The organism is Salmonella sp. 741265055_HSA, assembly GCF_046569525.1.
Classification (GTDB): domain Bacteria; phylum Pseudomonadota; class Gammaproteobacteria; order Enterobacterales; family Enterobacteriaceae; genus Salmonella; species Salmonella enterica.
The window spans coordinates 105,220-117,052 of sequence record NZ_JBKFSQ010000005.1; the positions used below are offsets into that span (position 1 = coordinate 105,220).

Sequence of the window (11,833 nt, forward strand, 5' to 3'; positions counted from 1 at the left end):
CAGACGTTTATGCTTTAACGACACACGCCGTAGCCCCGCATTCCAAGATGAAAATGGTTAGCATGCGCAGCGTTATAGTCAGGCCCGAGCCCATTGCCATAATAATGGCAACTGGCGTTTAACATAGCGCGTAACCAGGGCCCCGTCTCATCGCGCTCCCAGCCGCGCAGGATAGTGATTTTTCGGCCATCCGATAGCTGAAACCCGCTGACATCCAGCGCTTCTGCGCTGGCATGTTCACTGCGACGCGCATCCGGGCGGTGATAAATATTACGGCAGGCATAGCTGCCCAGATGTTCGATGCGGGTCAGGCGGCGCTTCATCCACGTTTCTGTTAAAGGTTTTACCTGCTGTTCGACAAACAGCGCGGAGCGCAGCGCCAGCGGGCAGGAGGCTAAAAAACTGCTGCTCAGTTTGACCTGGCCAAAATCTCTGACGCGCACAACATGGGACAAGGGACATTCACCAGCGCTATCCGCAACAGGTTGTGATGAAATTAATCCCTGTTGATTGGCCGCCGTTAAAAGCTCCCGGCACTGCGACGGCGTAAGGCGCTGTAGTTTAAAGGTAGTGATCCAGCCTGGCGGATCGGCAAGTTGTAGCGGAGCAAAAGGATTATAATAAGAGGGAAGATAACGATATCCCTGCCCGCCAATGCCGCCCAACAGCACAATAATCAGAAAACCCTTACCTCTCACACGGCCTCCGTTCTCACATCCCATAAACATTATGGCAGAAGCCCGCGAAACCCGCGTTTTGTCGTGGTAATGTATACGCTTTGCATTCGATGGAATGGGTTTTTAAGATGGCGAAATTGCGGGTAGGAATAGTATTTGGCGGTAAGTCGGCGGAACATGAAGTGTCTTTGCAATCAGCGAAAAATATCGTTGATGCGATCGATAAAACCCGCTTCGACGTGGTGCTGTTAGGGATAGATAAGGCAGGACAATGGCATGTTAACGATGCGGAAAATTATTTGCAGAATGCAGACGATCCGGCACATATCGCGCTACGTCCTTCGGCAATCAGTCTGGCCCAGGTGCCTGGCAAACACCAACACCAATTGATTAACGCCCAGAACGGGCAGCCGCTACCGACGGTAGATGTTATTTTTCCTATCGTCCACGGTACGCTGGGCGAAGACGGCTCATTGCAGGGGATGCTGCGCGTCGCAAACTTACCGTTTGTCGGTTCAGACGTGCTGAGCTCCGCAGCCTGCATGGATAAAGACGTCGCCAAACGACTGCTACGCGATGCAGGACTGAATATCGCCCCGTTTATTACACTCACCCGAACGAATCGTCACGCGTTTAGTTTTGCCGAGGTTGAATCCCGTCTGGGGCTGCCGCTGTTCGTTAAGCCCGCCAATCAGGGCTCTTCGGTCGGCGTCAGTAAAGTCGCTAACGAAGCGCAATATCAGCAGGCGGTCGCGCTGGCTTTCGAATTCGATCATAAAGTGGTGGTGGAGCAAGGGATCAAAGGGCGCGAAATCGAATGCGCCGTATTAGGTAACGATAACCCACAGGCCAGTACCTGCGGCGAAATCGTACTGAATAGCGAATTTTACGCCTACGATACTAAGTATATTGATGATAACGGCGCACAAGTTGTCGTGCCTGCGCAGCTCCCTTCCGGGGTGAATGACAAGATCCGCGCGATTGCGATCCAGGCTTATCAGACGCTGGGGTGCGCGGGTATGGCGCGTGTCGATGTCTTCTTAACAGCAGACAATGAGGTCGTGATTAACGAGATCAATACGCTGCCAGGTTTTACCAATATCAGTATGTATCCAAAACTCTGGCAGGCGAGCGGATTGGGCTATACCGATTTGATCAGTCGCCTGATTGAGCTGGCGCTGGAACGCCATACGGCGAATAACGCCTTAAAAACCACGATGTAATAGCGCACGCCCGATAGCGCAACGTTTATCGGGCGTCTTTTACCTCATCATCTTCGCGCCGGCGAATGATGAACCCCGCCAGCCAGAAGCTGATAATCCACGTTACCAGCCCAACGCCATAGGTTTGCCATCCTTTCGCCTCAAAACCCAGCAATCCTACGACACCATTCAAAATAAAGATAAGGCCAATAGAGAAGGCATAGTAGTGCCAGTCACGACGAATTTTTACAGGCAAACGCATAACGACTCCGACGTATTAACAGCAACAAAAACGTATTTTTGCATACTTCTGGCGAGCGAGTCTGTGGGGGATACGGAATTTCTTAAATGTTAATTGATTTTGATAAAAGTGATCGTTTTGTGACAACTAACAAAAATTTACGCGATGGATACATTTCGTATGTGAAATTACCATGATTCTGATATTGACAAACACAATGACCTGTCAGACTTCACAGTAAGCCGATGGCATAACGCCAGATCGTAGCCGATCATCCTGGAGGTCTTTATGGCTGATTTCACTCTCTCAAAATCGCTGTTCAGCGGGAAGCATCGAGAAACCTCCTCTACGCCCGGAAATATTGCTTACGCCATATTTGTACTGTTTTGCTTCTGGGCCGGAGCGCAACTCTTAAACCTGCTGGTTCATGCGCCGGGCATCTATGAGCATCTGATGCAGGTACAGGATACAGGTCGACCGCGGGTAGAAATTGGGCTGGGCGTCGGGACGATTTTTGGCCTGGTACCCTTCCTCACGGGCTGCCTCATTTTTGCCGTTATCGCCGCGTTTTTACGCTGGCGTCACCGTCACCAATAAACCTTAGCGCGCTGGAGAAAATATCCCAGCGCGAAATTTATCGCCCCATACACCGCACCCGCCGCTCATCAACTCGTTTAGCAAACCAGGCGGTCGTCAGCTTGCGCGTGATCTTCGGGCTTTCCAGTTGAATACCGGGCAACATTTCCCGCGCAAGCGTCTTGCCCGTTTTGGCCTCGGCCAGTTTATAGACTTTCTTGTAGAGCGCCGTTTTTTCAAACGCCAGGCTATCGCCTTTCTCCAGTTGGCTGCGAATTTCACGCTCACTCATTCCCAACTGCCCTGCCAGTTTGCGCACCGCTAACTCTGTTTTGCCCGGTTCCTTGCTGTTATAACGAATCAGATCGCCATCCAGCGCCAGTTTTACCCCACTGGCTTTACTGACGGCATTCTGGAACGCAGCGTTACGGCTGGCGTACCATCCCGCGTTGAAGTCGGCGAAGCGGAAAACAGGCGCGCTGTAGTTCGCCGGGTAATTCAGCAAATGGTAGGTTCCAAACCACAACCCGCCACGGCGCGTAAAGACCTCCTGACGTACCGTACCCGTCATCTTCCACGGATAGCCTTTCGCGTGCTGTTCGGCAAAGGCAATGCTGACCTGCATCGGGCCGCCCGTATGCACCGGGTTATATGAGCCAAATAGCGTCTGCCCCATAGGAACCATATTGATAAAGTCGTCAAAAATAGCGCTAAGCTGTTTTTCGGTTCTTACCGTGTCCAGGCGTTCGCTATAGCTCTTGCCGTTGGGGGAGTTAATTTTCAGCGCGGTGTGCACCAGAAACAGCGGAATGTGTAGTCGTTCAGCACGACGATCAATCTCCTGCCAGGCGATTTTACTTAGCCCCGGCACGACAGGATCCGCCTGATAACCGGACTCCTGCTGGGCGACAGCCAGCACCGAACAGATATTTTCTACCGTCGGCGCCAGCCCCTGGCTCTTAAACGTTGTCGCGATATCTTTCGCCCAGGCCTCTCTGTCTTTGACACTGGCCGGCATTTTCTGACGTACTACGCTTGCCACGTCGACAGGCTTCTCGCCCTTGCTCACCGGCTGCCCGGATTGACTACTACAGCCAGCCAATATGGCAACCGCCAGAAAAGGCAGAGGATAAAGACGGGACGCCGCCGACATAACGTTTCCTTCTGTTAGCTAAAAGAGTGGGTCACTTCCTGAACTGGCTGATCATCTAACTGGCGTTCAAAGCTACGTAAACGTTTATAAATAGACATCAGCTCCACCAGAGTCGTCCAGGAGTTAATCAAATACTGGAACGAACCGCGCACCTGGCCAAACACGTTGGTGATTTGCGTCATCAGCCCCAGCGTAATCGTACCGGCAACAATGGAAGGAAACAGCAGGAACAAACCGAAAACGTTATCGACCTGCAAATAGAGAATGCGCGCGATGTTGAAATACATATAGTGAAAGTAGAGACGGAAGTAGTTATGGCGCACCGCGCTAAACAGTTCACGGACGGTTGGCGGCGTGGCGCGGCTGGCGTCATCTTCACCGTAGACCAGCTCCTTACGATAAGCTGCTTCCACTCGCTGATTTTTAAATTCCAGCCCCGGCAATTTGATCCCGACGACTGCCAGCAGGCCCGTCCCCATTAATGACCAGACTATGGCGGCAATGACCAGGCCGTAAGGGATATGTCCTACGACGGGTAAATCCGGCACATGCGCTGACAGGGTGACCAACACCGGCAGAAAGGCGATGAGCGTCATAATGGCATTGATAAAACTCACGCCCATATTCTCCAGTGTAGAGGCAAAACGCATGGTGTCTTCCTGCACACGCTGGGCGGCCCCTTCGATATGGCGCAGGTACTGCCAGTGCGCCATATAGTGCTCATTCATTGCGGTACGCCAGCGAAATACATAGTGGCTGACAAAGAAGTTGTTCAGCACACCGATCACCACGGCGATAAGCGCAATACCGAGAAACACCCCCACTTCATGATAAAATTGACCAAGAGTGACCTTGTGCGGCGAGCTGAGCGCCGTTTGAATCAAATCATAGAACGGCGCGTACCAGGCGTTAACCGCGACGCCAACCTCCACCAAAAACCAGGTGACAAAAATAATGAGCGAGGTGCCAAGTATCGACCAGTACTGCCAGCGGTGCGGGCTATAGATGAACCAGAACGTTGCAAATAATCCCACGCAAATCAGGTAATAAGCATAAAAAATCAGATAGTCCAGCGACCAGAAGCGCGCTGCGCTGATAGGCACTTCATCGGATGCCCCCACAAGTCGCGCCACCCAATCTCCTCCTCCCGCCTGCCAGAAAATGACGGCGATCAGCGCCCAAACAAACGCCGACATGAAAAACGGCCCTGGCTTTGGGAAAAAAGATTTAAACATCATGCTCTCCTGCTAACTTCTTATCTTTATTACGGCTGCTGTGACGGCGGCAATAGCACGCCATGCCCACGCAAATGAAAGGGCTAAACCAGGCATTGTGACCTACGTTGTGACGCTTAGTTCGCACTTCTGCTCAACAGAATTGTTTCGACGAGTTTCATTCTAAGCAGGCAGGCTGGCGCTATTAGGTTATCACAAGCGCTTTATCACAAAAGTAAACATTCTTCATCACGAAAACCCGCCGTTACGTTTTTTCACCCACTTTTTTCTCTTTAACGTTTTGCAATGTGCCGCCGGGTAGTATAAATACGCATAACCACCGTTATTTCACTTATGGACATCACCGTTGAAACGTAGTCTGCTTTTTACTGCCATGCTGTTTGCGGCATCACTTACTTCTGTCCAGGCGGCTCAGCCGATTGCCGATCCGGTTTTTGCCTCTGATATCGTTGATCGTTATGCCGAGCATATCTTTTATGGTAGCGGCGCCACGGGCATGGCGCTGGTGGTGATCGACGGCAATCAACGCGTGTTTCGTAGTTTCGGTGACACCAGACCGGGCAATAATGTTCGTCCACAGCTTGATTCGGTCATTCGTATCGCTTCTCTCACCAAGCTAATGACCAGTGAAATGTTGGTAAAATTGCTCGATCAGGGAACGGTAAAATTAAACGATCCTCTCAGCAAATATGCGCCTCCCGGCGCGCATGTCCCGACGTATCAAGGCACGCCGATTACGTTGGTCAACTTAGCGACCCACACCAGCGCGCTTCCGCGAGAACAGCCCGGCGGCGCGGCGCATCGTCCGGTATTTGTCTGGCCAACCCGCGAACAACGCTGGAACTGGCTCTCCACAGCAACGTTAAAAGTCGCGCCAGGCTCGCAGGCGGCCTATTCCAATCTGGCGTTCGACCTGTTAGCCGACGCGCTGGCGACCGCCTCCGGCAAACCTTATACGCAACTGTTTGAAGAAAAGATTACCCGCCCGCTGGGAATGAAAGACACCACGTTTACCCCCTCTCCCGATCAGTGTAAGCGTCTGATGGTGGCAGAAAAAGGCGCAAGCCCCTGTAATAATACGCTGGCTGCCATTGGCAGCGGCGGGGTCTATTCTACGCCAGGAGATATGATGCGCTGGATGCAACAGTATCTGTCGTCAGATTTCTATCACCGTAGCCATCAGGCCGATCGTATGCAAACGTTGATTTATCAGCGCACACAGTTAAAGAAAATCATCGGGATGGACGTACCAGGTAAAGCCGACGCGCTCGGTCTGGGCTGGGTCTATATGGCGCCAAAAGACGGACGTCCTGGCATTATCCAGAAAACAGGCGGCGGCGGCGGTTTTATTACCTATATGGCGATGATCCCACAATATAATATTGGCGCTTTTGTGGTCGTAACCCGTTCCCCCCTCACTCGTTTTACCAATATGAGCGACGGGATTAACGATTTGGTTACTGAGCTAAGCGGCAATAAACCGATTGCTATTCCTGCATCCTGAGTCGTCGCGCCTCGCGCTATATCAGACGAGGCGCAACATTTTTGTTAATATTCGGAGGGCAAACGGTTAATACTGATCAGTTTGCCTTTATTCATTTCAATATAATTACCCTTACGCAGGGCCGCGAGGACTTCCGCCACCACCGATCGCGATACACGCGTTCGTTGATGAATATAGTTCATAACACCAATACGTGATCGAAGTTCTTCATCCCACTCAATCATTGTCATTAACGTCGCACGAATCTGGTCGTAAGAATTATTACCAATGAGCTGCTTGTCACGAAGTTCCAGTACCTGACTTTTCCATACTAGCCAACAGAAGGCTTCACGCCACAGTTGGTTCTGCTCAATGATGGCGAGAGTTTGTGATGATGAGAGGCGATAACCGATGCAACCGCTCTCCGCAATTAATTTATATTGTGCCTCTTTTTTCGCCACACCATCGGCTAAGCCGAAAATAAAGGGGGCCTGCACAATACCAATAAGAACTTTATCACCTCGAACTAACGAAACAACCCCCTCTAAAATAACAAAGGTATGGGTATTACTTTCATCAGGTGAACAGATAATCTCTTTATCGTTAACAAACTCGAAACGCGTACCATACTTAGAAAGGCATTTATCGAGTTTATTGAATTCCTGTAGTGGCTTGCTTAAAGATAACATATGCATTCCTTGCAATAATGCCCGTCAAGTCCTTGACGGGCATTTTTCAGTTTAAATTACCTTTATTTCTCCTGAGAGAAAATGATTACCAGGTATATTTAACACCAACGTTTGCAGACCAGTCTTGATCAACATCACCGCCGCCGAGGTAGTTAGCATCGGTGTAAGCGCTGAAGTTCTTCGTGAAGCTGAACTGAGTACCCAGACCAACACGTACCGCAGAACCTTCTACGCCGTTGTCGATAGAGTCGCCGTTTACGTCAGCATCGTTGTTGGAGTCGTCGTAAACGTAAGCCAGTTTGAAGTACGGCGTCAACGCCTGATCTTCGCTGTAAGTGAAGGTATAACCTGCATCTACACCGAGTTCATAACGCATGCTGTCGTAGGACTGACCGTCAACTTTCATGTCGTTGCTCAGTTGGTAGTCGTCGCCAGACTGGAACAGACCAGACACGCTGCCGTACGGAGTCAGGTAACCTGCATCACCCAGTTTCCAGTCGTAGCCCAGTTTCAGACCGAAGCCCCAGGCGTCAGAAGAGGTGTTGCCGTCAACGTAAGTACCGTCGCTCATGTTAGCAGACAAATCGTTGTTGAAGTGAGAGTAGCTCAAGTTACCGTCAACAAAGATGTTGTTTGCGAAGCGAGCGGAAGAGTAGATGTAGGCAGACTGGCTGTCCTGATCCACCTGACCGGTACGATCGCTCAGATCGCCTTTCGCGAAACCTGCTGCCGCACCAACGATCCACTTAGCGTTGTTACCGTCAACTTTGGTATCAACACCGACCATGATGCCATTAACATCCTGATCGTAGTTAATGGTGCCGTTGTCGCCGTTGAAGTTACCGCCGAAGTAGCTTACCCATGCGCCGCCGTTATCCGCCAGGCCATGACGAGCGTTGGTCAGACGAGTACCAACGGTGTCTTGTTCCAGGTTCCAGATATTGGTGTTCGCAGAAGGAATGCTCAGCGCCATGTTAGCGTAGTCGGTCAGTTCCATCTGTTCCAGCACGACAGTGTTGCCTTCCTGCTTAGCCTGATAGGTGTAAGCACCCAGGTCAGCTTTGTTTGCTGCAGAGAAGGTTGCGTCGGTGTTTGCGTCATTGACATAAATCAGCTCGTTGCCTTTGTAATCTGCAACAGAACCGGCACCAGTAGCGTTGTCGATGCGAACTTTATAGTTACCGGTAGCCGCTACAACATTGTCAACAGAGCTGTTATCCAGTTCGTCGCCGTTGTTGATATCGCCATTACCGTTGATGGTCAGGTGACCGTCAGAGTTCATCGCGATAGTACCGTAACCATAGTTAGCCTGAGTGGTATCCCAGGTACGGTCGTTCACCAGGTCAGCATTCAGAACATAATCGCTGCTATGGATATTGAACACACCAGAAACAACATTACCGTTGTGATCAGCAGTATTGCCGCTGGTCAGTTCCAGTTTATCAGTACTGAATACTTCGGTATCAAACTGACCAACATTCACATCCAACACACCACCGTTAGTTACGGTGATGGTATTAGCATACAGGTTTGAGTAAGTACTCCAGCCAGTAGATTCGGTCAAACCAACAGTACTATAGGAGTCAATTGTCAGGTGATCGGTGTCAACATAACCACCTTCACCAATGTTCAGTGAAGAACCATTAGTCAAATCAATGGTGTCTGATGTTAAATCAGAATCAGAAATATTAACCTGAGAACCATTGTTTACAGCCAGCGTATCAACAGTCGAGTCCCCAACGGTGTCCCATTCAGAACCATTGTTCAGCGTCACGTTAAACACGCCGCTCTGGAAAACTTCATTACCAACGATACGATTCCAGGCATTATCTTCCAATGTTGCGCCTGGAGTAAGGCTGTTCGTTTCAACATCATACATACGGGACGTTGTATCAACAGTATAAGTCGCCTGACCAACCCACTTACTGCCATTATCAAGTGTAAGGTTCAGTTCGTCGACGTTGAGGCCGTCATCAGCCCAGCCATGGTTGGTATCAGGAACACCATCACCGTTAGTATCATCACCATCCGCATCGAAATTGGCGTTCCAGGTACTGGTAAATTTGACATCACCCATCAGCGTAGAATTACTGAAGTACACATTGTTCTTCATTGCATAGTCTGAAGCACCATTGTCATCAGTGAAAGATAATGCAACGTCGCCCGCACCAGTATAATCGCTCGGCTCATCGGAATTGCCAAAGTGACCAGTGCCAAAAGTACCAGTGCCAGTATCATAAGCACGATCCAGGATATAATCTGAACCGGAAGTTACAGTAGAGTCAAATACATTAATATTGTTATCCCAGTTATGGGATTCCGTCGTATAAGTGTTGTTGTAAGTATTTCCCTGAGACAAGGCAATACCTGCAACACGGGAATTGTTGGAAATATTGATGTTGCTTTCTACATCAAGATTCACCGCCACGCCTTTGCTGACATCGAATGTTTCATTTGTGTACTTAGTTACATCACCATCCTTATAGGAATCAGTGAAGTAAAACGCTTCATAATCATCATCAATGGTGGAATTAGCGATGTTCAGCGTGAACACATCACCGTCATACCAGTTTCCGTCAACAGTATCAGTACCGTTGTTGAACCGATAATATTCAGAAAGCCCATCGTGATCCAACGTATCAAAACGATCGTAATAACCAACCGGCAGCATGGAAGTAATCGAGCCATGAATAACTGAATTACTAATATTCAGCTCATTACTGGTTGCGTCATTATAATCATGGTTCAGATAATAGGTAGAAATCGTACCATTAACAGTGTCACCGTTGAACGTCTGATCGAAATCACCATTGGCGTTGTTGTAGTAAACGAAACCGCTATAGTTTACATAGTTACCATCAACGGTGCCTGCGGCATCCATATTATTCCAATCAAGCGCGGTGGTAGGATTGTCGTAATAAGTCCAGGTATCGTAAGTAGTAGCATTCGCCTGAGAAGTGATTGCCAGAGTGCAAGCCAATGCTAATTGTGAGACTACAAGTTTCTTTTTCCAGGAGTGCATTTGTCATCCCTCCTCAGGGACGTAATATAGTTGATCCATCAATTATCAATGCATAAAAACATATAAATGTTTAGCAAGGAGGATTATGCGGCGTCATTGCTAAAAGGTTCAATTATTCTTTATCCTCAGTCCGGATTCGGACATGAATTAAAAAGACGTAATGAAAGGAAAATAGATAATTAAAAATCATTCTTTTTCATGAGGTTACAAGAAAATAAAAAAAATAAAATACATATGAGATAAATATGGATTAAAGAAAAATAAAATAAATATGAATAATGTTAAAACCCACATTTACTTAAATGACGATGAAATAAAACTAAAAACAACGTAAAACTAATTCTTATTTAAAATGATATAGTGCCTGAGGTATTAATCTCCGGTATATAAAAGAAGCGCCATGTTCTGCCGCCGCCGGGGCTGCGCCTGCTACGTTAAGGACCGTTTTCGTAAAACATCTGCCTGCAGATTCAGGTATACTGGGCCTTCGATTCCACAAACATCAGGCAGACCATGACAGACCTTATCCATCGCCCTCGCCGCCTGCGCAAATCCGCTGCGCTGCGCGCTATGTTTGAAGAGACAACACTTAGCCTGAACGACCTGGTGTTGCCGATCTTTGTTGAAGAAGAACTCGACGATTACAAAGCTATTGATGCCATGCCCGGCGTAATGCGTATCCCGGAAAAGCAGCTGGCGCGAGAGATTGAACGTATCGCAAATGCTGGTATTCGTTCCGTTATGACCTTCGGCATTTCCCACCATACTGATGACACCGGCAGCGATACCTGGAAAGAAGACGGCCTGGTGGCAAGAATGTCCCGCATCTGTAAGCAAACCGTGCCGGAGATGATCGTCATGTCCGACACCTGCTTCTGCGAATACACCTCGCACGGCCACTGCGGCGTGTTGTGCGAACACGGTGTGGATAACGATGCGACGCTGGCCAACCTCGGCAAGCAGGCCGTTATCGCGGCGGCGGCTGGAGCAGATTTTATTGCGCCCTCCGCGGCCATGGATGGACAAGTCCAGGCTATCCGCCAGGCGCTGGATGCCGCCGGTTTTACCGATACGGCAATAATGTCCTACTCCACCAAGTTCGCCTCTTCTTTCTACGGCCCCTTCCGTGAAGCAGCGGGTACCGCGTTAAAAGGCGACCGCAAGACGTATCAAATGAATCCGATGAACCGCCGTGAAGCGATTCGCGAATCACTGCTCGATGAAGCCCAGGGCGCGGATTGCTTAATGGTGAAACCGGCCGGCGCGTATCTGGACGTGCTGCGTGAAATCCGCGAACGCACAGAGTTGCCGCTTGGCGCTTACCAGGTGAGCGGTGAATACGCCATGATTAAATTTGCTGCTATGGCTGGCGCCATTGATGAAGAAAAGGTCGTGCTGGAAAGTCTGGGCTCGATTAAACGCGCCGGCGCCGATTTGATTTTCAGTTACTTCGCGCTGGATCTGGCTGAGAAAAATATTCTGCGTTAATTCTGTTACAGGGCGGCGCTCTGCCGCCCTTTCCCGACTTTACACCCCACTATTCAGTCGCTGAGTC

General features: G+C 49.5%; 10 protein-coding genes. 4 read left to right on the forward strand and 6 right to left on the reverse strand.

Features of this window, described 5'->3' with window-relative positions:
• Window positions 1–14: 14 nt before the first annotated feature.
• Window positions 15–728 carry an extensin family protein gene (locus tag ACLD4K_RS04535; protein ID WP_411011448.1) on the reverse strand — a complete coding sequence of 238 codons (714 nt, stop codon included), beginning with the start codon at window positions 726–728 and terminating at the stop codon, window positions 15–17.
• Window positions 729–805: 77 nt separating this feature from the next.
• Between ACLD4K_RS04535 and ddlA the strand changes: the two genes are divergently transcribed.
• On the forward strand, window positions 806–1,900 hold the full coding sequence (gene ddlA, locus ACLD4K_RS04540) for a D-alanine--D-alanine ligase (protein ID WP_001096593.1): 1,095 nt from the start codon (window positions 806–808) through the stop codon (window positions 1,898–1,900).
• 25 nt (window positions 1,901–1,925) lie between these two features.
• On the opposite strand, the gene ACLD4K_RS04545 is transcribed toward ddlA, so the two are convergent.
• On the reverse strand, window positions 1,926–2,141 hold the full coding sequence (locus tag ACLD4K_RS04545; protein WP_001239240.1) for a DUF2754 family protein: 216 nt from the start codon (window positions 2,139–2,141) through the stop codon (window positions 1,926–1,928).
• 267 nt (window positions 2,142–2,408) lie between these two features.
• On the opposite strand from ACLD4K_RS04545, the gene ACLD4K_RS04550 reads away from it, so the two are divergent.
• Window positions 2,409–2,717 (forward strand): YaiY family protein, encoded by a 309-nt coding sequence (locus tag ACLD4K_RS04550; RefSeq protein WP_000763139.1) that lies wholly within the window; start codon window positions 2,409–2,411, stop codon window positions 2,715–2,717.
• A 37-nt stretch (window positions 2,718–2,754) separates the two neighbouring features.
• Here ACLD4K_RS04550 and yaiW read toward each other — a convergent pair whose 3' ends face one another.
• Entirely contained in the window at window positions 2,755–3,849 is a 1,095-nt protein-coding gene (yaiW, locus tag ACLD4K_RS04555) for a surface-exposed outer membrane lipoprotein YaiW (RefSeq protein ID WP_411011449.1), read from the reverse strand.
• Window positions 3,850–3,863: 14 nt separating this feature from the next.
• Window positions 3,864–5,084 carry a peptide antibiotic transporter SbmA gene (gene sbmA / locus ACLD4K_RS04560; protein WP_183074141.1) on the reverse strand — a complete coding sequence of 407 codons (1,221 nt, stop codon included), beginning with the start codon at window positions 5,082–5,084 and terminating at the stop codon, window positions 3,864–3,866.
• 346 nt (window positions 5,085–5,430) lie between these two features.
• Between sbmA and ampH the strand changes: the two genes are divergently transcribed.
• Window positions 5,431–6,588 carry a D-alanyl-D-alanine-carboxypeptidase/endopeptidase AmpH gene (gene ampH, locus ACLD4K_RS04565; RefSeq protein ID WP_000830775.1) on the forward strand — a complete coding sequence of 386 codons (1,158 nt, stop codon included), beginning with the start codon at window positions 5,431–5,433 and terminating at the stop codon, window positions 6,586–6,588.
• Window positions 6,589–6,632: 44 nt separating this feature from the next.
• Here the strand turns inward: ampH and iprA are convergent, their stop codons facing one another.
• On the reverse strand, window positions 6,633–7,256 hold the full coding sequence (gene iprA / locus ACLD4K_RS04570) for a hydrogen peroxide resistance inhibitor IprA (RefSeq protein ID WP_411011450.1): 624 nt from the start codon (window positions 7,254–7,256) through the stop codon (window positions 6,633–6,635).
• Between the two features lie 85 nt (window positions 7,257–7,341).
• Entirely contained in the window at window positions 7,342–10,278 is a 2,937-nt protein-coding gene (locus ACLD4K_RS04575) for an autotransporter outer membrane beta-barrel domain-containing protein (RefSeq protein WP_411011451.1), read from the reverse strand.
• Between the two features lie 513 nt (window positions 10,279–10,791).
• Here ACLD4K_RS04575 and hemB point away from each other — a divergent pair.
• Window positions 10,792–11,766: a porphobilinogen synthase gene (hemB, locus tag ACLD4K_RS04580; protein WP_000130724.1), complete on the forward strand. Its 975-nt coding sequence runs from the start codon at window positions 10,792–10,794 to the stop codon at window positions 11,764–11,766.
• The last annotated feature ends 67 nt before the right edge of the window (window positions 11,767–11,833 follow it).